The sequence below is a fragment of the Maritalea sp. S77 genome, assembly GCF_049801075.1.
In the GTDB taxonomy this organism is placed as follows: Bacteria; Pseudomonadota; Alphaproteobacteria; order Rhizobiales; family Devosiaceae; genus Maritalea.
Genome location: NZ_JBNAGG010000007.1, coordinates 1 through 24,033, shown reverse-complemented (window position 1 = coordinate 24,033; position 24,033 = coordinate 1). Strand labels below are relative to the sequence as shown.

The 24,033-nt window shown below is 52.2% G+C and carries 19 protein-coding genes; 16 read left to right on the top strand and 3 right to left on the bottom strand.

Features of this window, described 5'->3' with window-relative positions; translation table 11 throughout:
- Positions 1-9: 9 nt before the first annotated feature.
- Both ACP15Y_RS16465 and ACP15Y_RS16460 read right to left on the bottom strand, forming a co-directional pair.
- Entirely contained in the window at positions 10-1,323 is a 1,314-nt protein-coding gene (locus tag ACP15Y_RS16465) for a glutamine synthetase family protein (RefSeq protein WP_424984205.1), read from the bottom strand.
- On the bottom strand, positions 1,313-2,170 hold the full coding sequence (locus ACP15Y_RS16460) for a MurR/RpiR family transcriptional regulator (protein ID WP_424984204.1): 858 nt from the start codon (positions 2,168-2,170) through the stop codon (positions 1,313-1,315). The genes ACP15Y_RS16465 and ACP15Y_RS16460 overlap by 11 nt, the downstream gene beginning before the upstream one ends.
- 124 nt (positions 2,171-2,294) lie before the next feature.
- Here ACP15Y_RS16460 and ACP15Y_RS16455 point away from each other — a divergent pair, with 124 nt between their 5' ends.
- The 16 genes from ACP15Y_RS16455 to ACP15Y_RS16380 all read left to right on the top strand — a co-directional run bounded on the left by ACP15Y_RS16455 (position 2,295) and on the right by ACP15Y_RS16380 (position 22,791).
- Complete coding sequence (locus ACP15Y_RS16455) at positions 2,295-4,073, top strand: branched-chain amino acid ABC transporter ATP-binding protein/permease (RefSeq protein ID WP_424984203.1); 1,779 nt, start codon at positions 2,295-2,297, stop codon at positions 4,071-4,073.
- A gap of 28 nt (positions 4,074-4,101) precedes the next feature.
- Positions 4,102-5,259 (top strand): ABC transporter substrate-binding protein, encoded by a 1,158-nt coding sequence (locus ACP15Y_RS16450; RefSeq protein WP_424984201.1) that lies wholly within the window; start codon positions 4,102-4,104, stop codon positions 5,257-5,259.
- A 19-nt stretch (positions 5,260-5,278) separates the two neighbouring features.
- Positions 5,279-5,998, top strand: coding sequence for an ABC transporter ATP-binding protein (locus tag ACP15Y_RS16445; protein WP_424984200.1), 720 nt, complete (start codon positions 5,279-5,281; stop codon positions 5,996-5,998).
- A gap of 1 nt (position 5,999) precedes the next feature.
- Positions 6,000-6,893, top strand: a complete 894-nt coding sequence (locus ACP15Y_RS16440) for a branched-chain amino acid ABC transporter permease (RefSeq protein ID WP_424984199.1) — start codon at positions 6,000-6,002, stop codon at positions 6,891-6,893.
- 10 nt (positions 6,894-6,903) lie between these two features.
- A complete protein-coding gene (locus tag ACP15Y_RS16435) occupies positions 6,904-7,677 on the top strand; it encodes an N-formylglutamate amidohydrolase (protein WP_424984198.1) in 774 nt (257 codons plus the stop codon).
- A complete protein-coding gene (locus ACP15Y_RS16430) occupies positions 7,674-8,312 on the top strand; it encodes an isochorismatase family cysteine hydrolase (RefSeq protein ID WP_424984197.1) in 639 nt (212 codons plus the stop codon). Before ACP15Y_RS16435 ends, ACP15Y_RS16430 begins: the two co-directional genes overlap by 4 nt.
- 100 nt (positions 8,313-8,412) lie before the next feature.
- On the top strand, positions 8,413-8,733 hold the full coding sequence (locus tag ACP15Y_RS16425) for a hypothetical protein (RefSeq protein WP_424984196.1): 321 nt from the start codon (positions 8,413-8,415) through the stop codon (positions 8,731-8,733).
- 108 nt (positions 8,734-8,841) lie between these two features.
- Complete coding sequence (locus tag ACP15Y_RS16420) at positions 8,842-9,603, top strand: DeoR/GlpR family DNA-binding transcription regulator (protein ID WP_424984195.1); 762 nt, start codon at positions 8,842-8,844, stop codon at positions 9,601-9,603.
- Positions 9,604-9,606: 3 nt separating this feature from the next.
- Complete coding sequence (gene glpD, locus ACP15Y_RS16415; protein WP_424984194.1) at positions 9,607-11,184, top strand: glycerol-3-phosphate dehydrogenase; 1,578 nt, start codon at positions 9,607-9,609, stop codon at positions 11,182-11,184.
- A 155-nt stretch (positions 11,185-11,339) separates the two neighbouring features.
- Positions 11,340-13,016 (top strand): serine aminopeptidase domain-containing protein, encoded by a 1,677-nt coding sequence (locus ACP15Y_RS16410; RefSeq protein WP_424984193.1) that lies wholly within the window; start codon positions 11,340-11,342, stop codon positions 13,014-13,016.
- A 537-nt stretch (positions 13,017-13,553) separates the two neighbouring features.
- On the top strand, positions 13,554-15,746 hold the full coding sequence (locus ACP15Y_RS16405) for an HYR domain-containing protein (protein WP_424984192.1): 2,193 nt from the start codon (positions 13,554-13,556) through the stop codon (positions 15,744-15,746).
- Positions 15,747-16,069: 323 nt separating this feature from the next.
- Positions 16,070-17,983 (top strand): polysaccharide biosynthesis protein, encoded by a 1,914-nt coding sequence (locus tag ACP15Y_RS16400; RefSeq protein ID WP_424984191.1) that lies wholly within the window; start codon positions 16,070-16,072, stop codon positions 17,981-17,983.
- A gap of 135 nt (positions 17,984-18,118) precedes the next feature.
- Positions 18,119-19,666 carry an alpha/beta fold hydrolase gene (locus tag ACP15Y_RS16395; RefSeq protein WP_424984190.1) on the top strand — a complete coding sequence of 516 codons (1,548 nt, stop codon included), beginning with the start codon at positions 18,119-18,121 and terminating at the stop codon, positions 19,664-19,666.
- Between the two features lie 81 nt (positions 19,667-19,747).
- Positions 19,748-20,731, top strand: coding sequence for a hypothetical protein (locus ACP15Y_RS16390; protein WP_424984189.1), 984 nt, complete (start codon positions 19,748-19,750; stop codon positions 20,729-20,731).
- A gap of 9 nt (positions 20,732-20,740) precedes the next feature.
- Positions 20,741-22,252 carry a vWA domain-containing protein gene (locus ACP15Y_RS16385; protein ID WP_424984188.1) on the top strand — a complete coding sequence of 504 codons (1,512 nt, stop codon included), beginning with the start codon at positions 20,741-20,743 and terminating at the stop codon, positions 22,250-22,252.
- 8 nt (positions 22,253-22,260) lie between these two features.
- Positions 22,261-22,791 carry a hypothetical protein gene (locus tag ACP15Y_RS16380; protein ID WP_424984187.1) on the top strand — a complete coding sequence of 177 codons (531 nt, stop codon included), beginning with the start codon at positions 22,261-22,263 and terminating at the stop codon, positions 22,789-22,791.
- Between the two features lie 29 nt (positions 22,792-22,820).
- Here ACP15Y_RS16380 and ACP15Y_RS16375 read toward each other — a convergent pair.
- Positions 22,821-24,033: aminopeptidase family protein P (locus tag ACP15Y_RS16375; RefSeq protein WP_424984186.1), on the bottom strand; the 1,213-nt coding region annotated here is incomplete at its 5' end.

The following is a 24,033-nucleotide window of genomic DNA, read 5'->3' as shown; positions in this document are numbered from 1 at the left end:
TCTGCGCAATCAATAAACCTTGGAATAAAGCGCACACTTTTTGAGGTCGGACAGGTCTTTCACATGTTCGATCTCTTCCCGTTTGAGGGCCAGATAAACTTCGCTAAATTGCGGATCAAACCAGGAGCGCACAGTTTCATTTTGCTCAAACCGATCAAGCGCTTCGCTTAAAGTTTGTGGCAAACGCACATAGCCGCGCTGATGCAATTCATCTTCTGGCAGTTCCGACAAATCTTCTTGTGTCACTTCAGGCATAGGCAATTGATCTTCAATGCCTTGCGCGCCCGCATGTACCAGAGCAGCCATCACCAGATAAGGTGACGCGGCGGCATCGGCGGCGCGGAATTCAAAATTATATTGCTTGGCGCGCTTCTTTTCGTCTTTCGCCGTGATCGGGCAAATGCGTACGGACGCTTCCCGGTCATGATAGCCAAGATTATTGTATGCCGCGCTCCAGCGATGTGGGGTGAGTCGCAAATAAGAGATATCGCTCGGCGCAGTGAGCGCCAAAAAGCTATCGAGATATTTCAATATGCCCGCAATGAAAGAGCCTGTGGTGGCGCTCATGCCATATTCATGATCCGCGTCGTAGGTGGCGGGCTTATCGTCTTTGTTCAAAAAGCTGATATGCACATGCACGCCATTGCCCACCCCATCCGGATCGATGATCGGCACAAAACTGGCATGATGGCCCATGCTGCGGGCCAAGCGCTTTGTCAACTCGCGCAATAATACGGCCCAATCAGCAGCCTTTTTGCCCAGCGCAGGTGCGTTGGTCACTTCAAATTGGCGCGCGCCATATTCTTTCAAAAATGTATCTGGCTCAATGCCTGCGGCTTCCATGGCCGCCACCAAGCCTTCGCCGAACGTGCGGTGATGGGTAAACGCGCCATAATTGAACGCTTCGCCCGGCTGCAGCTCCAAATCGGGCATTTGAAATTCATGCTCGAACGCGGCGTTGACTTGCAGGCCCGCTGCGCGGTCCAAACGATCAAGCGCATTTTGCAGGATCGAACGTGGGCAAAGCCCCCAAGGCGTGCCGTCTAAATTGCGGACATCGCCTAGGGCCAGCCGCTCGGCAGGTTGGCCTTTATCCAGTTCAACTGCAATCTCCGCTGCTTCATCCGGCACAATCACCAAATCGCCCAATGCGCCAAAAGGTGACGGCGCAATGGTGTCAAAACAGGTGATCAAACTGTTGGTGGGCACCCAGCCAATGCCTTTTTTGGCGCGGCCATCGCGTTCGGTCAAAGGATAGGCTTTGCCGCGCACCTGACCTGAAAGATCACATGTGGCAGCGAAAACAAGAGGGCTATTGATCATTTTTACGTCCTTCAAAATTCAAGCGGGCCGCATCCCAAGCTTCGATACGATTGCGGGTTTGGTCCCAATTGGTTTCGGTCACTCGGGCGACAATTGCTTCCACAAGCGCCAAGGTCGCGGCGTAGCTGTCCCAAACCGTGCCGCTATCAATGGGCACAGGCAAAACTTCTTGCGCATCTTTTGAGATGGGCGACATCCATTTGTCGGTGATCAGCACCAGCCGCGCGCCTTGATTGTGCACGGCCCTATGCGCCAGCTCCGCAAGCGATTTTTGATACCGCCGAAAATCGATGGTCACCAAAACATCTTTAGGGCGCATCCGCAGCAAATATTCGGGCCAAACTTCAGGGTCTGAGGGCAAGTGAAACACATTGGCGCGATATTGCCGCAAATGGCGCGACAAATATTGTACGATGGGATCACTCATGCGCCCGCCAATAAGGTAAAGCCCGCGCTTGTCGTCCGAAAGCATGGCGCAAACCCGTTCAAATTGGCTGGCGGAAATCATCTCGCAGGTTTCTTGCAGCAATTGCTCAGCGCGCTGAAAAAATCCTTTCAAATAATCATCCCCTTCCACCTGTCGGCGGGTGGGGTGCAGATCCACAGGCGATTTTTGGCCCTCTTTCAATTCGGCAATCAATTGCTGCTGAAAATCTTGAAAGCCGCCATAGCCGAGCTTGGTCACGAAGCGAGAGATGGTGGGGGCAGAAACATTGGTTTTCTCAGCCAATGTCTGGATTGGCGCCAGCCCCGCAAAGGGATAGTCAGCCAAAATTGCTGAACTTAATTTGCGCTCGTTTGCGGTAAATTCATCCGCCTTTTCGGCGATTTGTACCCGTACTGACATAAAAGTCCTCCCCACATTTGCCATTATCGCAAATGAAAAAAATTCGTCAATCAAAATTTTAACTGTTGACTTTGAAAAATATTTATCAAATCCTAGATGCAACCAATCTGGTGGGGGAGAATAAATGATCACAGCACCAAAGCGCCATATTGTTTTCGCATCTGCGGCGATTTTCCTGGTGATATTGGCCATTGCCGGCCTTGCCAGCTTCGGCTCAGGTGCGCTTGAGCGCACAATGATCGTGTTTCTGATTTCCCTTATCGGGGTGGCCGGGATTGGCGTTTATAGCGGCAATAGCGGCATTTTGAGCTTTGGCCATGTGGGTTTTATGGGCATCGGCGCTTATTGCGCGGCGCTTCTCACCCTGCCCGTGCCACTCAAAACGGCGACCTTACCTAACCTCCCAAGCTGGTTGGCGACCACACAACTCGACTTTGTTTCGGCGACCCTCCTGGCCGTGCTGTTTGTCGGTGTGGTCGCGGCCATTATTGGGGCTGCCATTGGCCGACTGGAAGGTTCCGCCGCTACCATCGCCACGCTGGGCCTACTGATCATTGTGCATGGTGTGACCATTGGCTGGCGCGACGTTACCCGTGGCGCACAAACCTTTTTTGGCGTGCCGCGTGAAACCACGCTTTGGACTGCGGCAATCGCCTGCATCATTGCGCTGATTGTGGCGCGCCTCTATCGAGATTCAGTGTCTGGCTTGCGCTTGCGCGCCGGGCGCGATAATGCCATCGCCGCCAATGCGGTCGGCATCAATATTCAAAAAGAACGCCTCGTTTCTTTTATCGTCAGTGCCATGTTGATGGCATTGGCTGGCTCTTTGTTGGCGCATTTCCTTGGGGCGTTCAGCCCGAAAAAATTCTATTTCACGGACACGTTCTTCTTGCTGTCCATGTTGATTGTTGGCGGCATGTCAACGGTCACAGGCGCCTTCACAGGTGCAGTTGTGATCACCTTGATCACCGAAATTTTGCGCCGATTTGAAAGCGGCTTCACTCTGTTCGGGTTTGAAATGCCCACCATTTTCGGCACCACGCAAATCGGTATTGGCCTGATCATTCTATTCGCCATGTTCCGCAAGGCCAATGGGTTGGCGGGGCTAAAAGAATGGGAAGAACGCATTTTTGCCCGCGAAATTTCACCCCAGAATGCTCCAGCGGCCACGCAGCCGATTGATGAGCGCACCGAGCTGCAAGCAAGTGGACTGGTGATGCAGTTCGGTGGATTAACCGCAGTAAATAACGTTTCATTTAGATTGAAGCCGGGGGAAATTTTTGGCCTGATCGGTCCCAACGGATCTGGCAAAACCACCGTGATGAACATGTTGTCTTGCGTGCTCAAGCCAACCGTTGGCAGCGTGAAATTGGGCGACACTGAACTGATCGGGCGGAAGTCTAATGAGGTGGCCAATTTTGGCATCGCCCGCACCTTCCAAAATATCCGCCTGTTCCCGGATTTGACGGTTTATCAAAATGTGCATGTTGCGGCCTTGTCCACGCGCGGCGGCAAAAATGCGGACGCGCGCACTTATGCGGCGCTTGAGCGGCTGGGTCTTTTGGATCGAGCGGATGAGGATTCCGGCACGCTTTCTTATGGCGATCAGCGCCGGGTGGAAATTGCCCGTGCCCTCGCCTGCGAACCAGCTTTGCTGTTCTTGGATGAACCAGCAGCGGGCATGAACCGCGAAGAAACTGATGATCTGATGGAGACTTTGCGCAAGCTTTGTGCGGAGTTGGGCATCGGCATCCTGATCGTCGATCACGATCTAAAACTGATCAATGAGCTTTGTGACCGCGTCGCGGTCTTAAACGAAGGCAAAATGATTGCTGAGGGGACACCTGCAGAAGTCCGAAATAACCCGGCCGTTGTGGAAGCCTATTTGGGGCGGTCAGCATAGCTGGCTTGCCATAAAAGGAGAGGAAGACATGAAGAAGACTTTGCTGATGAGCAGCATGTTGGCCATGGCCGTAACGGGCAGTGCCTATGCTGAAACACTTAAAGTGGGCGTTGCCACTGCGCAAACAGGCGCGTTGGCACATTATGACGGCCCGGTTGTTGAAGGCTTGCGAATGGGCGTTGATGAAATCAACGCAGCAGGCGGCATTGGTGGCACCCTCAAAATTGAGTTGGTGGAAAAGGATGTGCGGTCGGACGCTGCGCAAACGGCCATCGCCACGCAAGAGCTGGTAGACGCTGGCGTAAAAGTATTGATCCTGCCATGTGATGCGGACCCATCATTGGCGGCGATTTCAATTGTGGGCAGCGCGCAAGTGCCTGCGATTTCCACCTGCGCATCATCACCTACCCTGCCGATGATTGGCGGCGACTATATGTTTGCCAACTTCCCGGGCGACAACGTGCAAGCCACCGTGTCCGCACAATGGGCATATGATCAAGGGATGGAAACGGCCTATATCGTTTATTCGCCGGATACCCAATATACATCTATGCCGCTTTACTTCGCGGATGTGATGGAGTCATTGGGCGGTGAAGTTGTGGGTAAGGACACCTACACACTCGGCCAGCAGGACTTTTCTGCGATTTCCACCCGCATTGCCAATATGGACCCACAGCCTGACGTGGTGATGACATCTGCTTACGAGCCAGATTTCCCATCCTTCATCAAAGCGTTGCGCGCCGCGGGCGTCACCAGCCAAGTGATTGGCTCTGACGGCATTGACAGCCCAACAACATTTGCGATTGGGCCAGCGGCCGACCGTTTGGTGTTCACCACCGCAGGTCACCCAACTGAAAACAGCCCGATGGCTGAGTTTAACGCCAAATATAAAGAGACCTATGGCGAAGAGTCACAAACGGTCTTTAACGCGATTGGCTATGATTTGGCGAAAGTGATTGAGGCTGCAAGCCTTGCCGCTGGGCCAGATGCCAGCTCAGACGAGTTGCGCGATGCCATTGCGAATTTGGAAAATGTGCAGGGTGCAACAAGCCTGATCACTTACAAAGGCACCAACGGTATGCCTGTACGTGAAGTCACATTGATTGGGGTTATGGATGGCGAGCGTCAATTGATTGGCCAGCCATCACCTAACCCAGCCATCATTCCTGCGCCTCGGATGCAGTAAGGCTTAAGGAGCACTGATCATGGTTCAACCGCTATTAGAAGTCCGTTCGCTTGATGTGCGCTATGGCGCGGTCCAGGCGGTTGACGGGATCAATTTCAAAGTTGAGCAGGGCGAGATTATTGCCCTGCTCGGCGCCAACGGCGCCGGCAAATCATCCACCTTGAATGCCATTGCAGGGCTGGTGCCCACCTTTGGCGGCGAGGTGCACTTTGATGGGCAAAATATTACCAATTTGCGGCCCGAAATGTTGCCCGGCTTGGGCATGACATTGTCACCTGAAGGCCGCCGCGTTTTTGGCACATTGAGTGTCGCAGAAAACCTGCAAATGGGTGCGTTCGGCATGAAGGACGCGCAAGAAATTTCTGCCGCTTGGGATCGGGTTTATACGCTATTCCCCATTCTGGCAGAACGGCGCGACCAGTTTGCGGGCACGCTTTCAGGCGGGCAACAGCAAATGTTGGCCGTGGGGCGGGCTTTGATGAGCAATCCCAAAATGTTGCTTTTGGACGAACCGTCCTTGGGCCTAGCGCCCAAAATTATCGAACAGATTTTTGAATTGATCACCACATTGAATGAGCAAGGCGTGACCATTTTGGTGGTGGAGCAAAATGTCTCCATGGCCCTTGAAGTGGCCAACCGCGCCTATGTTCTTGCCAATGGGCAGATCGCCACCTCTGGCGACGCGAAAGAACTAGCCGCCAGCAATAATTTGCAAAATGCCTATTTAGGGGGCGCGTAAAATGGAACTCTTTTTACAACAAACGGTCAATGCCTTCGCGCTTGGTGGCACTTATGCGCTTCTGGCGCTCGGCTTGGCGGTGGTCTTTTCCATTATGGGCCTGATCAATTTCGCCCATGGTGAATTGATGACCATTGCGGGCTATGTGCTCATGTATTGCGGTTTGGCGGGCATTTCATTCGTGTTTGCTGTGCCCCTCGCCCTGTTGGCCTCCACCTTTGCGGCGGTGTTGATGGAGCGGATTGCTTTCCGGCCCGTGCGCAACAGTTCTGGGGCGACCATGTTGGTCACCTCCTTTGCGGTGGCGATGATTTTGCAAGTTTTATTCCAAAACTTCATCTCCGTACGCTCGCAACCGGTCCTATTGCCTGAAGCATTATCCGGCAGCATTGCCATTGGCGGTTTGGTGATCGGCGTCAATAAATTGGTCGCCATCATTTCTACCGTCATTATGCTGATTTTCTTGGATCGCTTCTTGTCCAAACAAAAATATGGCATCGCCATGCGCGCCGCGGCAGAAGATTTCGCCGTCGCCCGCTTGATGGGCATTCGCGCCAACACTGTGATTGCCGGAGCGTTCGCCATTTCCGGCCTGTTGGCTGGTGTTGCCGCCATCCTTTGGGTCAGCCAACGGGCTTCGGTTGATCCGCTTATGGGCTTCACCCCCGTGCTAAAGGCCTTTATCGCCGCCATTTTGGGCGGGTTGGGCAGTCTGCGCGGCGCTGTGGCGGGCGGATTTTTGCTCGGCTTTATCGAGATCTATCTCGCGGCCTTCCTGCCGCCCGCATTGCAAGAATTTAGGGACCCGATCGGCCTTGGCCTCGTGGTGCTAGTCTTGCTGATGCGCCCCAATGGCCTCTTGCCTGCCGCTTCTTTGAAAGCCGAAAAAGTTTAGGAGACGCACATTGACTTTGAATAGACATGCTCAGCGTCTTTTAACTGACGCTGACCCGAACCCCATTGACTTTTTAAACCCTGATGGCGACGCCGATGTGTTGTTGGTGTGCGAACATGCAGGCCAAAAAGTGCCGGAAAAGCTTTTTGGTTTGCAGCTGTCCAACAGCGATATGGACAAGCATATAGGGTGGGACATTGGCGCCGCAGCCGTCACCAAAAAAATGTCAAAGCTGCTCAATGCACCTGCAATTTTGCAACGCTATAGCCGCTTGGTGGTGGATTGTAATCGCCCACCAGAAGCGCCAGACGCCATGCCAGAAATTGCCGACAATGTGCCGGTCCCCGGCAATCAAAATCTAAACGCTGCGGCGCGGCAGCAGCGGATTGATGAGATTTTTTGGCCCTTCCACCATGCGGTTGAAACGGCCATTCACTCCAAGCGTTTTCGCTTGGTATTGTCCATCCACAGCTTCACGCCACAATTGGGCGATGACGCGCGGCCATGGCCCCTCGCCTTTCTTTATCGCGGCGATGCGGCAACGCCGACCCGTTTGGCCAGCTATATTCATCAGGAACAACCAAATCTCGCCATTGGCATGAACGAGCCTTATCAAATTGATGATGAAAGCGACTGGTTCGTGCCGCAACATGGCGAAACCAACAATATTCCCCATTCTTTGATTGAAATTCGCAATGATCAAATCGAAGATGAGAATGGGCAGAAAGTTTGGGCCGCGCAATTGGCGCTGGCCACCACACAATTATTGGATGATATGAAATGACCCCACTTTCCCGTGATATTCCGCTCGAACCGCAACAATCTGGCCTGTTGTTCATCGATGTGCAGAACTTTGCTGCCAAGCGCGACGGGGGCGAGTTCAAAGATTTGAGCGATGCCGCCTTTGAAAAAGACTATGGCTGGTTCTTTGAGCAAATGCAGCAACGGGTTGTGCCCAATATGCGAAAGCTGCAAAAAGCCTTCCGCGCTAAGAAAATGGAAGTGCTATACACCACTATTGAAAGCCTCACCCTTGATGGCCGCGATCGGTCACTGGATTATAAAATCACCGGGTTCAACGTGCCAAAAGGCTCATGGGATGGCAAAGTGATTGATGAGCTTGAGCCAACGGACGATGAGATTGTGTTCCCCAAATCATCATCATCCGTATTTGTGTCGACCCACATTGATTATGTGTTGCGCAATCTGGGCGTAAAGCAATTGGTAATCTCCGGCATCATCACCGATCAATGCGTGGAGAGCGCCATCCGCGATGCGTGCGATTTGGGTTATTTGGTCACTCAAGTGACAGACGCCTGCGCCACTTATAGCCAGGCCCGCCACGACAATTCGTTGAACACCATTAAAGGCTATTGCCGACAGGTGACGACGGATGAGTTGTTGGCCGAAATCGGCTAAGGCATTTCTCAGCCTTCATTGTCAAAATTGCTCATTGACCGGGCGGCCTCACGCCCGGCACTCTATCGGCTATGAATCGTATAATGAAGGCGCACCAATTATGAAAAAACTGATCCTTGGGTTAAACCTTGCGCTAGGCGTGGCCTTTGCCGCCAGTGCAGCAAATGCCTATACGGGCGAGCTTTATCGCGTGTGTGGGCTGGATCCAAATGGCGACAATTATTTGAGCTTCCGCACCTGTGGCAACAGCAGCTGCGAAGAGATCGCGCGCCTCGGCCCCGGCACCTATATGTGGAGCATGGAGCCACAATCGGAAAATGGCTGGCGCGAAGTGGTGCCGATGTTTGGGGTGGCAGATATGTTTAATGCCAATCCAGATGTTGGCTATGTTTATGATCGCTATATTTGCGACGCAGGATAGGCGCGAACGCACAGCTATTCTTAAATTTTGAACATAATTTATGTTCGTTTTGTCGATTTACATGTTCGTTCGAACATTGTAGGTTGCGCGGAACGAAGGAATTGCGTCATGGCTCAGCCCAATCGGGTGGATCACATCTTGGATTTATTGAACCGCGACGGGCAGGTTGATGTCATCAGTCTGGCGCGGTTTTTTGACGTGACCGAGCAGACGGTGCGGCGCGACTTGGCCACATTGTGTCAACGCGGTTTGGCCACCCGTATGCATGGCGGCGCGCGCCGCTTGGCCTCCACCGCGTCATTAAGCTACGAAGCGCGGCGCATGAACAACATCGCTGCAAAAAGCGCAATTGGGCGCAAGGCGGCAGAGCTCATCCCCGATGCGTGCTCGGTCATTTTAAACATTGGCACCACCACAGAACAGGTGGCCAGCGCCCTGACCAAGCATAAAGATTTGCGGGTGATCACCAACAATATCAACATTATTGGTCTGCTCTCGGCTGCGCCGCTGGCCAGCCTTGTGCAGGTGGGTGGCATGGTGCGCCAAAGCGATGGGGCCGTGGTGGGCGACGACGCAGTTGAGTTCATCTCTCGCTACAAGGCCGACTATGCGGTGATTGGCGCATCTTCCATCGATGATGATGGGGCAATTCTTGATTTTGATGCCCGCGAAGTGGCGGTGGCGCGCGCCATTTTGCGCAATGCCCGCACCCGCATTTTGGTGGTGGATCAATCTAAATTTGAAATCAACGCGCCGGTGCGGATTGCCGATATTGGCGAGTTAGATTTTATCGTGATGGATGGTGCCCCTTCGGCAGCCTTTGCGCAGGCGGCGGAAGCAGCGGGCACCCAAATAATAAGTGCAGGATAGGTTATGACCGAGCAATATTCCAACAAGCCGTATGACATGTTCGTAATTGGCGGCGGCATTAATGGCTGCGGCATTGCCCGCGATGCAGCGGGGCGCGGCCTTTCTGTCGCCTTGGCGGAGATGAATGATTTGGCGTCCGCCACGTCCTCAGCCTCCACTAAATTGTTTCATGGCGGCTTGCGCTATCTGGAATATTTTGAAATTCGGTTGGTGCATGAAGCCTTGCTCGAGCGTGAAAATCTTTTGGTTGCGATGCCGCATATTTCATGGCCGATGCGCTTTGTACTGCCTTACCATCCGGATATGCGGTTTGAGTCAGAAACGCCAACCTCCAAATTGCTTTCAACCATCATGCCTTGGCGCAAGGGCCAACGTCCCGGTTGGCTGCTGCGGTTGGGTCTATTCATGTATGACAATATGGGCGGCCGCAAAATCTTACCGGTCACCAAAACCCTTAAGCTCGATCGGGTTAAAGAGGGAACCCCGCTCAAACCCAAATATAAAACCGCCTATGAATATTCTGATTGTTGGGTGGAAGATTCGCGCTTGGTGGTGCTCAATGCCCGCGACGCTCAATCGCGCGGCGGCAATATTATGACCCGCACCAAAGTCATCAGCGCCACATCGTCAGGTGGCATTTGGACCGTGACCACTAAAGATCAAAATAGTGGTGAGACGCGCACATATCAGGCCAAAATGCTGATCAATGCCAGCGGTCCGTGGGCAGAAAACATTATCCATAATGTGGCCGACATGCGCACAAATGAAGGGGTGCGTTTGGTGCGCGGCAGCCATATTGTTACGAAAAAACTATATGATCACGACAAGGCCTATTTCTTCCAAGGGGAAGATGGGCGGATTATTTTCGCCATCCCTTATGAAGAAGATTACACCTTGATCGGCACCACCGATGAAGACCACGAGGACTTGTCTGTCACGCCAGAATGCACGCCAAAAGAACAGGACTATCTGTGCAAGTTCGCTTCGAACTATTTTGAAAAACCAGTAACCCGCGACGATATTGTGTGGACCTACTCTGGCGTACGCCCGCTCTATGATGATCATGCCAGCTCCAGCACAGCGGCCACGCGCGAATATGTGCTTAAACTGAATGAAAGTGCCGATGCGCCAGCGCTCAACATCTTTGGCGGTAAAATCACGACCTATAGACGCTTGGCAGAATCCGCCATTGCCAAATGCGCACATTTCTTTCCGCACCTGAAAGAGGAATGGACTAAGCGCGTTCCCCTGCCCGGCGGTGACTTCCCTCATGATGGCCGCGACCAATTGATCGAAAGACTTTTGACCAACAGCCCATTTCTCGATGAGAAAACAGCGCGGCGTCTGGTCAAAGCCTATGGCACGGATGTGTTCCATATTTTTGAACATGTGACGGATGAAATTGACGCTGGCGAGGCATTTGGCCATGGCATTTATGGCTGTGAACTAGATTGGGCAGTGGACAAAGAGTGGGTGCAAACCGCCGAAGACTATTTGTGGCGCCGCACAAAAATGGGTTTGCGCACCACCGATGAAGAGGTGCAGAAAATCGAAAATTATATCGTGTCAAAACGCGCATAATGATCGCCTGCCCTCAAAACCTCATATTTTGATCGAAATTTTTGTGTTCTTTTGTTAAGGCCTTAACGGCTCTTGGCTAGGTTGTGAAAAACTCGGCCAATGGGTCGGGCCTATCTGTCGAAATATCTCACATCTTTCAAGGTTACTTTATCCATATGCGCCAAGCGCCGTCTGATCTTGTTCACGGAATTTATCAATCACTGGTGGATGGTGGCACATGGCCCGAATTGCTCTTGGGCTTAGCTGATCACGTGACGCCGCTTGAAACCGTGCACGACGTGTCAGCCGCAGAATTAATGGATCATTTTGATCGGGCCGACGCTCTTCATGTGCAAATGAACAGTTCAACAGAGCCCGTGCAAGATACATTGCGGCACACAGGGCCAGAAATTTGCCTTATCGACCATGCTGGCGTCGTCACGCATAATACGGCAGGCGCAGTTGGCGCGAAAATCGATCGTGCGTTGCGCACAAGGCTTGCGCAATGCGAAGCCAAAGGCACTGTCGATAGCTGGGTGGAAAGCCATAATGACCATTCGCGTGTCTATGTGTTGGTGCCAAAAGCGTTGGCCACCCAAATGGGCATGTCCCACGCTGATGCGCAAATATTGCTCACCCGCGATGTCGATTTGGGGTTGGTTGTTGATCAATTTAGCACCCAGCATGAATTGACCCGAGCAGAGCGCCAATTGCTTGGCCGGTTTTTGCACAGCACTGATTTACGTCAGGCCGCAAAAGAATGCGACATTACTTATGAGACCAGCCGGAAATATCTTAAATCAATTTATTCAAAATCTGGGTATGGCACGCAGGCAAAATTGATCCGCGCCTTGTTGTTGCATCCGCTTATGATGCTGCCAACGGCCAAATCAAACACAGGCCCAATCAGTGCGCCACGCCGCCTGAATATTTTGTCCAATGGCCACCCCTTCCGCTATTTCACTCTCGGTCCAGAAACGGGACGCCCCATCTTTTACATTGACGGTATTCGTGGCGGCACGCTGGACTGTATTGGCGGTGTTGACGAGGTGAACGCCGTTCTCAAGGCAAAAAACATCCGTTTAATCGCAAATTGCCAAGCCTACAGTTCAAAACCAAAACAAGGTGCAGTGTGGCAAACATTCGCGCAATTTGGCGATGATCTGGCGCTTTTGTTTGAGGAACTGGGGGTAAGCGATTTGCCCATCCTGTCCCATGGTTATGGTGCAAGCACGGCGCTTGGCTTAGCCCATGCGCGTCCAGACTTGTTTTCTCGGCTCATGCTGGTTTCCGCCAGCTGCCCCGAATATAAACATCCAAACTGGCGGGAGATGGATTTTTCCTACCACCTCATTCATGTGGTGGCCCGCAAATGGCCGCAAATGCTCGATCGCATTATGCCGTTGCTCGCCCGTTCCATGCGCAACGATATTGACAGGTTTAACGCGAAAAGCGCGCAAGTGGCCAAATGCGCACATGAGCGCGCCATATTTACCTGCCCGCTTTTTCTCGAACGGTCACGCCGTTTGATGGACAATTTTGATAAGGAGGAAGTTGGCAACTTCATAGAAGAGATCAAGCTCCATGCCGCGCCAGTCACCTATGATCTCGCGGCCATTAATGTGCCGATCAAATTGTTTCATGGCGATGCAGATATCAACGCGCCACTTGAAGGCGCACAATTTTTGGCGGCGCAACTCCCAAATGCAACTCTGCACATTTTGCCGGATATGGGCCACCATATGATGGTTGCCGAATGGGACCGGATGTTTCCGCTCGCACTTGATCCGCCAACCCAGAGCTTTGCACCGCCCAAGGCTGACCGTCGCGGCTGTCTTTTCGCTAACAGTTAGTTTCGGCAATAGGTTGGTTGCCAAACGCTATGGAAACCGTCCCCTCACACGCTATTTTTAAATTCGATACAAATTGGTCCCAAATGGGGATTGTTGCAGTTTAGCAGGCATGGAACACCTCACCTCACAAGCCAATTTCTCAAAGCAATTTCGGCTGCTTTTTTGATTTTTGACTGTGCACGGTGATGGGAACAAATTTTGAAACGCCTACTTCAATCTTTAGCTTTAATCTTCTTAGTTCTGTTCGCATCAAATGTATTTGCGATCCAAGCCAATGCACAGGATACAACCCCGCCAAGGGTTCAATCCATAACGCTGCATGATCCGGTTTCACCCTATACAACAAATAATGTGTTCACATGGAAAGTAACATTCACGGAAGATGTGACCGGTGTGGATGTGGGAACCGGCAAACCATATCTATATGGTGCGCTTTCGAACTCCATGACTGGCTCCGTGACACAATTGTCCCCCAGCGTATATCTATTTACCCGCACCGTCCCTTTTGCGACCAAAACAGTTGATGGGATAGTGAGAATGGAAGTCAATCCCACTCATTCGGTCGTCGATTTGGCGGGAAATTCAATGGTAGACGTAACGGTGATCGACGGTTTGCAATCAACTTACTATTATGATGTTAACCCGCCTGACGTGACACTATCGACCTCTTTGTCCTCGCCAACTGATGCTTCAACAATTCCCATAGAAATCGACTTTGATGAGACCGTAACTCACTTTAATGTTTCGGATATTCAGTTGAGCGGCACGGCTACTTCTATCGCTGGTTTTGGTGGCAGCGAAGCGGCCTATTGGGCTAATGTGGTTTTGTCCGGCGAAGGGCCATATTCAATCAGCATACCGGCCAGTCGAGCAAATGATTTCGCTGGAAACGCCAACAATGCGTCAAATGTTCTATCTGGTGTAAGAGACCTTACGGCACCGGTTATAAATGTTCCCACACAAATCTTTCAAGCAACGGATCCCGGCAAGGACACAGCTATTGTGACCTTCCCGCTCAACGCAGAGGATGCCGTTGATGGCCCGGTGGCGACCACAGTCACGACGTCCCCAACGACAGGTTTGAATTCCGGCGATGTATTCCCACTCGGCACCACTACGGTCACGGTCTTCGCGGAAGATGCTGCGGGCAACTCTGATACAAAGCAATTTACAGTCATTGTAGGTGATGCTGAGCTTCCAACGTTCTCCTCAACCCAAGGCAATATCAACATCAATATTCCCTTTGATGAGAGCTCTGCGATTGTGACCTACCCAACACCGACTGCCACAGACAATGTTGGCAGCCCCACCATAACGCGCACCAGCGGACTTGCTTCTGGTAGCGCCTTCCCAGTTGGCACAACAACAATCACCCACCGCGCAGAAGACATAGCAGGCAATTTCGCTGACCAGAGCTTTGATGTGGTCGTCACCCACATCCCGCCGGGTTCACTTGAAGTGCGCGTAAATTCGGTCGATGACGGCAATGTGGCTCTCTCTTCATCTGCCCCGGCATTCAATCAAACCATAAATGTATCTGGTGGCAGTGGTAGCACAGGACAGATGCAGGTGCGATCTGGGAGCTATTCAGTGGCCTATGCCCTACCCGCAGGCTTTATCTTAACCAGCTCAAGCTGCGATAATACCGACGGCCAAGTGCTCCCAAGTCTCAATAAAATTGAGGTTGATCTTGTGTCCGCCCAAAACATTGTTTGTACGCTCGACATGTATAACGCCGCGGGCGAAACATCTACCCAAGTGCAGAACTTCATCGATGGCCGTGCCCGCCAGATTATCAGCAACCAACCGCGCCAAAACCGTCGGCTGGGCAGAATTCAAGGTAATGCAGCGCAACCCGGCGGTTTCAATTTATTCGGGTTTCAAGCACCAAACGCTGGCCATATGCCTGTGGCGGTTAATGTCGCCAGCGATGCGATTGAACTTAATTACCCAACCGCCCAAACTGGTCAACAACGGCAAGATTGGGATGCATGGGCAGAAGCGACTTTCAGCCGCTTCGAAACCGATATTGATGCGGGCAACTTTGCCACTTTGCATATGGGTTATGATTATCTGCTCAGCCCCACCAGCATCATCGGCATTGGTGCTTCAATAGATTACACGCACGCCAACCTGACGGGTAGCACTGGCTACACCAACGGGTTTGGCTTTATGGTCGGGCCTTACTACACGGGCGAAATCAGCGAAAATCTTTATCTCGACATCACCGCAAAGATTGGCCGCTCCTTTAACCACATCTCAACAGCCGGCACGGCAGAAGATCAGTTCGGCGCCACACGTGGCCTGCTCAATGCGTCATTGTTTGGCGAAGTTGAATTGGACCAGCTCACCGTGCGGCCAGATGTTGGCCTGAACTATTTCTATGAACGCACCGATGCTTTCGTGAACAATTTGGGCCTTACCATTGCAGAACAGGAAACGCGATTAGGCGACCTAACCTTCGGCACCACCTTCGCTTGGTCGCAGCCTTTAGAAAATGGATGGCACCTGACCCCATATGTCGCCCTCAACGGAATTTGGACCTTCGACTCTGCCACCGCAAACGGGGCCAACACCATTGGCGAACAATTACGCGCCAAAACCGAGTTCGGCCTCACTCTAAATGGCAACGCCAATCAGTCCTTCGACCTAAGCATCGCTTATGACGGCATCGGCGACCCCAACTATCAAGCTTTAAGCGCCAAGTTTGGGCTGTCCGCTGGTTTTTAAATCTAAAACACAAACTACAACTCAAAAAAGGACGTAAAACTTATCGCAGCAGCCAAATAGTAGCCCATCGTAAAGTCTAATCAGGATTCGGATCTGCGCCCTAGATCCCAATCACAACATCACAACACGAATGCGCAACAATCGCTTGGTTCACGCCACGATTGCCTCACCGATTTGAGGGCATCTCTGAGTGATGGTTAGTCTTTCGTTGCCCAATTCAGTCAATTGTTATCTATCGACTTGCATTCAAAATCTTATGCTTTATGAGGTGGGCAAATCGGTACTCAATGATTATCCTGTGCCGAATTTAGGGCGGCATAATAATGATAAACAAATTTTTGACCTTTCTTTTTGGTCTCAATCGCTGGACAAAACGGACCATCCAAGTCGCGGTTGATATCATCTTGATTGCGTTCAGCTATTTGCTCGCCATGATGTTGCGCCTTGATGGCATTTGGTTTGCCGCCTATCCCGACCGTTGGACCATCCTGCTCCTTGTTATCCCTGCGAGCATTTTGCTTTTTGCCCGAATCGGTTTCTACCGCGCGGTCATTCGCTATATTGGTGGCCAAGCTTTATTGACAATTGGCACAGGCATATTGGTCTCTGCCGCCATGATGCTGGTGTTCAGCCAATTGCTTAGCCTTCAAGTGCCGCGTTCGGTACCAGCGATTTACGCATTTATCGCCTTCATTCTCATTGGTGGCGTCCGGTTCATGTTGCGTGCTCTTTATTTTCAGCAGCGCGCTAAGCTCAACGACAATGTGTTGATTTATGGTGCCGGTGAATCCGGCCGACAGCTCCTGAACGCGCTCAAGCAAGGCGCAGAATATCAGCCGGTTGCATTTATTGATGACGCAAAGGAGTTTCATGGCACCGAAGTGGGCGGAATTCCAGTCCATGGGCCAAACCGAATTGGCGACTTGATACAGCGGTTTGGCGTTAAGGCGATCCTGCTTGCCTTGCCGAGCGCGCCTGTAAGTGCGCGGAAAGCGATTATTTCTCGGCTGGAACCTTTTGAAATCCAAGTGCGCACCATTCCTGGTATGCGAGATTTGGTGTCCGGAAAAGCGGATATTGGCGATCTGCAAACAGTGAAACCAGATGATTTGCTGGGCCGCGACCCCATTCCGCCACAACAAAATCTATTGTCGGCAAATATTACGGGCAAAATCGTGTTGGTTTCCGGTGCTGGCGGATCGATCGGCAGTGAACTTTGCCGGCAAATTCTGGTGCAAAAACCAAAAAGATTGGTGCTGCTTGAAGTCTCAGAATATGCGCTTTATCGCATTCAAGACGAGCTGGAAAGCGACAAGAGAGCAAAAGACATTGAGATTTCGCCTGTTTTAGGGTCTGTCCAAAATCACAATCGCATCGAAGCGATTTTGAAGCGTTTCCAAGTTGAAACCATCTACCACGCCGCCGCATACAAACACGTCCCTTTGGTCGAACAAAATGTTGTGGAAGGCATCCGCAACAATGTTTTTGGCACAGATACGATTGTGAAAGCGGCGATTGCCGCCAATGTCGGCTCCTTCATTTTGATTTCGACAGACAAAGCCGTGCGGCCGACCAATATTATGGGGGCCACCAAACGGGTTGCAGAATTGATCTGCCAAACCTACGCCAACCAATCGATAGAAACTCGATTTTCAATGGTGCGGTTTGGCAATGTATTGGGGTCTTCAGGCTCCGTAATTCCGCGCTTTCAGCAACAAATTGACAAGGGCGGACCAGTAACCGTCACACACCCTGAAATCAATCGCTACTTTATGACCATTCCAGAAGCGGCCCAACTGGTGATCCAAGCGGGTGCCATGGCCAAAGGCGGCGAAGTTTTTGTGTTGGACATGGGCGAACCTGTAAAAATCGTCGACCTTGCCCAACGCATGATCCGGCTGCAGGGTCTTAAGCCGATCATTGTAACAGATGATCGAGAGGCCAAAAAAGCGGGCGAAATTGAAATCAATTTTACGGGTCTTCGTATTGGCGAAAAGCTCTATGAAGAGCTCCTGATCGGTGAAAACCCGACCGCAACAAGTCATGAGCGGATCATGTGCGCACAAGAGCATCACCTCACCGCAAGTGAACTCGACACACTCCTCAAGTCACTGTTTAACGCCTGTGCCGACTACGACCTCCCCAAGATCCGTACATTGCTGCAAGATGCTAAAATCAACTATCAGCCGAACAACGACATCGGCGACGTAATTTGGCTTCAATCTGAAAAGCGATAAATAGCTCTTTGTGTGCATTTACGCCGCACTGACAAACAAGCCCGCATAGGTTGCTGTCTTTAAGCGGCTAAAAAGGGCTTACAATTTGTGCAATCCGGCCTATTCTGCTGTTTTGATTTTCAGCTGAATTTGGCTATGTACAAGATTTACCAGCAAATTATTGATCAGGTCGCGCAAAAGATTGATGCGCCGAAGCAGGTTCAAGATGAGCAGATCAAAGCTGCTTTGCTGGATGATCTGGTGCATCGTTTGGAAGATATTGAAGAAGGGGATGAACCCGCCCTTTTGCTGATGGATCGACGCGGCTTGGTCAATTCTGCCAATGGCCGGGCGCTGCGCATTTTGCCCATTGAAGTGGGGCAGCATGTGCATCCCAGCGAATTTGAGCCCAATCTGCCCGATACGGGGCAGCAAGATCAAAACCTGCCCACCTTGCTACGATTTCATGGATGTGAAGATCAAAAGCTGATCTTTGCGGGCCAATGGCTGGGCAGTGGCCAGCGGCTGTTGCTTACCGAAATTCGGGCTGGTCTTTCGCCGTTGCTCGCGCAACCACTGGAAGATATTTATGGGCTCACCCCCACTGAGCAACATATCTTGAATGATCTGGTGAAGGGCATGGATGCGCAAGCCATTGCCGACCATGCCGACCGAAAAACCAGCACGGTGCGGCAGCACATAAAATCCATTCTGAACAAAACCAACGCCCGTTCACAGGCGCAATTGGTGTCGATTGTCGCCTCGGCGGGCACCATGCTCGACCAAATTGCACTGCGGCAGGATTTGACTGAAGGTACACCGATTACCCTCAATCACGATCATTTGGATGGTGATTGGGTGCCTTATCGGCGGTTTGGCCTTGCAGGCGGTTGCCCGGTTTTGTTTTTCCACGGCGCCTTTTTCGGCATTATGCCGCAAGATATTGGCCGCACCGCGGCACATATTCTGGGGTTAGATGTGATCGCGATTGAGCGCCCCGGCTATGGGGCCAACCCATTGGAAAAAGACATGGACCCTGTGGACCGGGCGATGCGTCAGGCCAAACGCGCTATGGATCATGCGGGTTGGAAAAAAGCAGTGATTATGGGGCAAGATATTGGCACCCATTTCGCCTTTGCCTTCGCCCGCACATTCCCGCAGCACAGCATGGCATTGATCTCCGGGGCCACCACCCCGCCCATGGGTGGCATGGATGACACCGAACATATGCCCAAGCTGCACCGGGTAAACGCCTGGGCCGCACAAAAAATGCCTGCCTTTATGCACTGGATCGTCAATGTGGGCATTGGTCAAATTCAGAAAAAGGGCGTGGACATCATCCCGCAATTATTATTTGCAGATGCAGAATTTGACCGGGATCGCTTAAGCCAAGCCAAATATCTTGCGGCGCTTGAAACAAGCTTTGCGTTGGTCACCGCCCAACAAGGCTTGGGCTTCACTGACGATATGCGCCTGACCAATTTCGATTGGTGGGATTGGCTGGATGATCTGGACCTGCCCGTGCATTTGTTCCATGGGCAACAAAGCCAAACCGTTGCGCAAGCGGCAGTTGAAAAAATGGCTCAAAGATTGCCGCAAGCCCAATTGCATCTGGTTGAAGATGCGGGCCATTCAATGCCCTTCACCCACGCCAATTTGCTTTTGCGACAGGCATTGCGCGCAGGCATTTTAAGCGGGTTCTGACCCCATTTTTCATAATCTATACCAAATGGTAGTGTTGGAAAAAATTATTGTCTGCTAGCGCAAGACAAAAGGAGAGATTTGATGTGGGATTTTAGTTTTTCAAAGTCGATGGGATTGATGCGGCAAACCGCACCCTTCTTGCTGTTTCGGATGGCGGTCTATTTTATTGTCGCCGTTTCTATCGTGCTGATCACCGGCACCGGGGCGGGCATTGGCTATGGCGTCGGCTTTATGGGTGATGCCGATTTTCAAGGCACCACCACTTTTTGGGGTGGCGGCATCGGCTTGGCACTCACCTTAGGCATCATCTTTTTCCTGCGTGAATATACGCTCTATATGGTCAAAGCTGGCCATATCGCGGTGATGATCGAAGCTTTGGACGGGCGCGAATTGCCACAAAATCAGGTCGCCTACGCGCAAACCATCGTGAAAAACCACTTTGGCAAAGCCTCAATTTTGTTCGGCATCGACCAATTGGTGAAAGGCGTGATCAACGCCATCACCGGACTTTTGCAAGGCCTGATGTCTTTGCTGCCTATTCCAGGATTGGACCGGATTATGGGCGTGGTGCGCGCTTATCTTAAAGTGGCCGTTGGTCTGCTCGACGAAGTGGTTTTGGCGCATATCTTACGCACAAATGCGGAAAACCCTTGGCATGGCGCGCGCGAAGCATTGGTGCTTTATGGACAAAATGCAAAGCCAATGATGATCAACGCTGCATGGGTCACCATGTTTGTTTATCTGCTGTCCTTCCTTGTGTTTTTGGTGATGTTGGCCCCTGCCGGGTTGGTGGTCTATTTAATGCCTGGCGCATGGTCTGCTGGTGGCATTGTGTTTGCCATTCTGTTCGCATGGGCGGTCAAAGCCGCCTTGATCGAACCATTCGCCATCGCCTGTTTGCTGCAAGCCTTTTTCAAGGTCACCGATGGGCAAGTGCCGAACCCTGAATGGGAAGAGCGTTTGGAAGGCGCATCCAAGAAATTCAAAGAATTGGGCAATAAAGCCGCAGGCTGGGCTGGCATGGGTCCGAAAGACCCGCAACCAGAACCAACCAAGCCCGCCTAGGGAGGAAAAATGAAAAAACTTGCCATGATCACCATTGCCAGCTTGGCAATGGGCGCTACCGCTGTGTCTGCACAAGAGGCGGGCCGCACCATTATTGTGATGGACGGTTCCGGCTCCATGTGGGGGCAAATTGAGGGCGTACCAAAACTGCAAATTGCACGCGAAGCTGTGGCCGATCTGTTGCCGCAATTGGAAGCAGACCGGGCTTTGGGCCTCGTCGCCTATGGCCACCGTCGCCGGGGCGATTGCAGCGACATTGAGGTGTTGGTGCAACCTGCCTTGGGCCAATCTGAAGCGATTATTGATGCCGTCAATGAAATGCGGTTCCAAGGTAAAACACCGCTTTCCGCCGCGGTGCGACAAGCTGCCGAGGCGCTGCGCTTTTCTGAAGAGCCAGCGACCGTTGTGCTTGTGACCGACGGGCTAGAAACCTGCGCAGCGGACCCCTGTGCCCTCGGCATCGAGTTGGAGGAAGCAGGCATTGATTTCACCGCGCACGTAATCGGTTTTGGATTGAGCCAAGCAGAAGGCGCGCAAGTTGCCTGTTTGGCGCAAAATACGGGTGGTCAATATGTGTCCGCGAAAGACGCCGATGGCCTGACCACCGCACTCAATCAAACCGTTGGGCAAACAGCCGAGCTGGCTGAGCCTGAGCCAATTGATCTGCCTACCGCGAAACTAACGGTAGATAAGCAAAGCACGCCGATCACCACAGCCATTGAAGTAAGTTGGGACGGGCCAAATGCTGAAGATGATTTCATCGACATTGTCTCGGCCAAAACGCCTGAACAAGCTGGCCTCGACTTTATCTATACGGCCAACGGCAATCCGCAATTGTTCAAAATGCCCGCCACGCCCGGCGACTATATTTTGCGCTATCGTTGGACAGGTCGCGCTGGCTGGGACACGATTGCCACCCTCGCCATCACCGTAACTGAAGCTGAATTTGTGCTCGACGCACCACAATCCGCCGAACAGGGGGAGATGGTCGACGTGACATGGAAAGGGCCAAACAACGCCGATGATTATATCGACACGATAGAGCGTGGGGCCACCCGCACCGATGGTGAAGTCACCTATGCTTGGGCCCGCGATGGCAATCCGGCCCAATTGCAAATGCCTATTACACCGGGCGAATATGATCTGCGCTATGTGGTGCAAGGCGAGCAAGGTCGCTCTGTTGGTTTGGTCGTGCCCCTCACGGTTTTGCCAACAACGGCAAATTTGGTGGCGCCTGAGCAGGTGAGACCCGGCGATGAGTTTGAAGTGCAATTCAACGCGCCAAACACCTCTGGCGACTGGGTCGATATTGTGACCCCCGGCTATGAAGAGTTTAGCGGCGAGATCACTTATTTCTATACGGAACACGCCCAAAATGGTGTGGGCCGCCTTACCGCCCCCACTGAAGAAGGCACCTTTGAGTTGCGCTATGTGTTGGAAGGGCGCGATGGCCGCATTGTGCTTGTGCGCAAACCGCTCATCGTCACTGCAAGTGCCGACGACACAACATTCTCAGAATAGGAACCAAGATGATGAAGATGAAAATTTCAGCCCTTTGCTCATTCATTCTACTCACCAGCGCCGCTGCCATAGACGCGGCGCCGATTGTGCCGCAAGACGGATTGTGGCGCGGCGATGCCACAGGTGGCAGCGTGGAAGATTGCAACCCCATGATGGAAAATATGTTGCAAAATAATGGTGCTTTCACCCAGAAAGGCGAAACACGCCGCATCGAATGGGGCGGCAAATTTGACCCGAATTCAATGAATATTTTCAACGAAGAAGGCGCACCCATGGCATGGGAAAGCACAGGCGAGAACAGCTATAAGGGCAAGATTTTTGATGGCTCAAGCTGCGCCAATGCTGACACCAGCAGCTGCACCCGCGTGGGCGCAACCGTGACCATGCAATTGATCTCCCCCACCAAAATTGAAGGCACCACATTGGTGGAGCTGGGGACGTTGATGGGCGACACCGAAGCAATGGCCGCGCTCAAGCAAATGGGCATGGCCGATTGCAAAGTGAATGTCACTTATGACGTGCAACGCGTTGGCGACTAAAGCAAAGGCGGCCTTGGGCCGCCTTCTTACTATATTGGCTGTGTGGTGCGTTTGAGATAATCAAGCGCGTCCGCACTGACTTGATCTATCAAAAGCTCAAAACACTTTTGATGATAGGCGTTTAGCCAGTCGCGCTCGGTCTCGGTCAAACGTTCTGGCAACACGGCGCTGGTTTCGATGGGCATGTAGCTTAGGGTCTCAAAGCCGTAGAAACCGTCACCTAAGTCGATGATCTCAAACAGGTTTTCGATGCGGATGCCATATTCTCCGGCCACGTAGTAACCGGGTTCGATGCTCAGCACCATGCCGGGCACCAATTCCACATCGTTGAAGGCGCGGCCGATGCGTTGGGGTTGTTCGTGGACGGAAAGATTGTGGCCGACCCCGTGGCCCGTGCCGTGATCATAGTCTTTTTTGATTGACCAGAGCGGCGCACGGGCGATGGCGTCGATGTGATGGCCGAAAGATTTTTGCGGAAATTTGAGCGTCGCCAGCGCCAAAAATCCACGTAAAACTCCAGTATAATTTTCGCAAAACTCAGGCGAAGTTTTACTAAAATTATAGGTGCGGGTGCTGTCGGTTGTGCCGTCAGCAAATTGACCGCCGGAATCGTGCAAATAAATCTCATTTGGGTCGAGCGCACGATTGGATTGTTTGGTGACTTTATAGTGGCACATGGCACCGTTCGGCCCAGCCCCGGAAATCACATCAAAGCTGAGTTGTTCAAAGCCAGGCAGTTGCGCACGCAGCTGTTCGATCTTTTGCGTCACCTCCAGTTCGGTGACGGGATCCCCCGCTGCAAAGCGTTCAGCGACATTCGCGTGCAACCATGCGCCCAACTCGGTCCAGGCAATGCCATCGCGCTTGTGACAATCGCGCATCCCGCCCAGCTCGGTGGCGTTTTTGATCGCTTTGGTCAGGGTGATGGCGCTACGGCCATGTTTGATCTGGCTGCTCTCGCCCGCCGCGAATTGCACAGCCACGGGGGTGAACAAGGGATCAAACCCTAAGACTTTGTCGCTGGCCGTATGGTTCGCAATGGCCGGCAAAAACCGTTCTGGTGCGCAAATTTCAACGCCATCCAGTTCGAAGTCAGTCAAGTCCTGTGGCACCTTTTGCGGATCGACAAACCATTGCACAGCCCCTTCGCGATCCAAAGTCAGGAACGAATTGATAAAGGGGTTATAGGCAATATCACTGCCGCGAATGTTCAGGAGCCACGCAATATTGTCCGGCTGATTT

Bases quoted from the DNA above. Each gene is read 5' to 3' on its own strand.
- ACP15Y_RS16395 (WP_424984190.1), top strand. From the start codon at position 18,119: ATGTACAAGATTTACCAGCAAATTATTGATCAGGTCGCGCAAAAGATT.
- ACP15Y_RS16420 (WP_424984195.1), top strand. From the start codon at position 8,842: ATGGCTCAGCCCAATCGGGTGGATCACATCTTGGATTTATTGAACCGC.
- ACP15Y_RS16460 (WP_424984204.1), bottom strand. From the start codon at position 2,170: ATGTCAGTACGGGTACAAATCGCCGAAAAGGCGGATGAATTTACCGCA.
- ACP15Y_RS16465 (WP_424984205.1), bottom strand. From the start codon at position 1,323: ATGATCAATAGCCCTCTTGTTTTCGCTGCCACATGTGATCTTTCAGGT.
- ACP15Y_RS16400 (WP_424984191.1), top strand. From the start codon at position 16,070: ATGATAAACAAATTTTTGACCTTTCTTTTTGGTCTCAATCGCTGGACA.
- ACP15Y_RS16390 (WP_424984189.1), top strand. From the start codon at position 19,748: ATGTGGGATTTTAGTTTTTCAAAGTCGATGGGATTGATGCGGCAAACC.
- ACP15Y_RS16430 (WP_424984197.1), top strand. From the start codon at position 7,674: ATGACCCCACTTTCCCGTGATATTCCGCTCGAACCGCAACAATCTGGC.
- ACP15Y_RS16425 (WP_424984196.1), top strand. From the start codon at position 8,413: ATGAAAAAACTGATCCTTGGGTTAAACCTTGCGCTAGGCGTGGCCTTT.
- ACP15Y_RS16440 (WP_424984199.1), top strand. From the start codon at position 6,000: ATGGAACTCTTTTTACAACAAACGGTCAATGCCTTCGCGCTTGGTGGC.
- ACP15Y_RS16450 (WP_424984201.1), top strand. From the start codon at position 4,102: ATGAAGAAGACTTTGCTGATGAGCAGCATGTTGGCCATGGCCGTAACG.
- ACP15Y_RS16405 (WP_424984192.1), top strand. From the start codon at position 13,554: ATGGAAGTCAATCCCACTCATTCGGTCGTCGATTTGGCGGGAAATTCA.
- ACP15Y_RS16455 (WP_424984203.1), top strand. From the start codon at position 2,295: ATGATCACAGCACCAAAGCGCCATATTGTTTTCGCATCTGCGGCGATT.
- ACP15Y_RS16410 (WP_424984193.1), top strand. From the start codon at position 11,340: ATGCGCCAAGCGCCGTCTGATCTTGTTCACGGAATTTATCAATCACTG.
- ACP15Y_RS16445 (WP_424984200.1), top strand. From the start codon at position 5,279: ATGGTTCAACCGCTATTAGAAGTCCGTTCGCTTGATGTGCGCTATGGC.
- ACP15Y_RS16385 (WP_424984188.1), top strand. From the start codon at position 20,741: ATGAAAAAACTTGCCATGATCACCATTGCCAGCTTGGCAATGGGCGCT.
- ACP15Y_RS16380 (WP_424984187.1), top strand. From the start codon at position 22,261: ATGATGAAGATGAAAATTTCAGCCCTTTGCTCATTCATTCTACTCACC.
- glpD (WP_424984194.1), top strand. From the start codon at position 9,607: ATGACCGAGCAATATTCCAACAAGCCGTATGACATGTTCGTAATTGGC.